The sequence below is a fragment of the Endozoicomonas sp. ONNA1 genome, assembly GCF_024606325.1.
In the GTDB taxonomy this organism is placed as follows: Bacteria; Pseudomonadota; Gammaproteobacteria; order Pseudomonadales; family Endozoicomonadaceae; genus Endozoicomonas_A.
Map to the genome: position 1 here is coordinate 1 of NZ_JAHHPN010000261.1, position 1,220 is coordinate 1,220.

The following is a 1,220-nucleotide window of genomic DNA, read 5'->3' on the forward strand; positions in this document are numbered from 1 at the left end:
TCCGGTGTGTTTTATTCTTATGTGATCCCAGAGAACTTGAGCATTCTTACAGACCTTCCCGCATAGCTGCGGTTCGCCATCCTCCCGGACCACGTTCACATCACAGGTTTGTTGCCCGCTGTGGTATCCGCTTTTGTGACTCGAAAGGACTCTGGAATTCTTGAAGACCTTTCCGCATGGCCGCGACTGGCCATCCTCCCCGACCATAATCAGGTTACAGGTTTTTTGCCCGGTGTGGTCTCTGTATTTGTGATTCAACAGGGCTTGAACATTGTTGCAGGTCTTTCCGCATGGCCGCGACTGATCGTCCTTACCGATCACGGTTACATTACAGGTTTTTTGCCCGGTGTGCTGTCGGCTTTTATGGTTGGACAGGTGTGCGGCATTTTTGCAGGCCTTTCCGCATGGCTGCAGCTGGCCATCCTCCCCGATTATGTTTACGTCACAGGTCTTTTTCCCAGAGTGCTGTCCGCTTTTGTGGGTGGACAAAGCCGCGGCATTTCTGCAGACCGTCCCGCAGGGTCGTTGCAGACCCCCCTTCCCGATCACGGGCACATCACAGGTTTTTTGCCCCGTGTGGTTTCTGCTTTTGTGATGCGACAGGGCTTGGGCATTCTTGCAGACCTTTCCGCATGGCCGGGGCTGGCCATCTTCCAATATCACGGTCACGTTACAGGTTTGTTGCCCGGTGTGGTATCCGCTTCTATGAACCAACAGGCTGTTAGTATTCTTGAAAACCTTTCTACACGGCCGCGGCTGACCATCCTCTCCGATTACGTTCGCTTCACAGGTTTGATGCCCGGAGTGGTATCCTCTCCTATGAGACCAAAGGCCTTTAGCATTCTTGAAGACCTTCCCACATTGCAGCAGCTGGCCATCCTCCTCGATTATGATCAAGTTGCAAATGGCTTGCCCGGCAGGGACGTTTTTGTCGATTGTCCCTACAACCGTTGAATCTAAGGCGACCCCGTTAACAGGTTTGCAAATAGAACAGTATCTATTGGCCAAATGAGGGCATGAGCTTTGTCCGGGAGTTGCTACTGGGGGGGCTGTCGAACTGTCTTCGCAATCCGGCGCTCTGCTATCGGATGAACCGTAAGACTGCCGGAATTGACAAGCCCCAAGACAGGGATGAACGAAACAGTTTAAACCTAACGTATGTGATTGTTGTTCAGGGACTCCATTATCCCCGCCAGAATCAGAATACAGAAGGCTAGTGA

At 52.1% G+C, this 1,220-nt stretch carries 1 protein-coding gene; it reads right to left on the reverse strand.

Features of this window, described 5'->3' with window-relative positions:
• A partial coding sequence (locus KDK19_RS06145; RefSeq protein WP_257291565.1) for a hypothetical protein occupies nt 1-1,220 on the reverse strand: 1,220 nt, incomplete at both ends.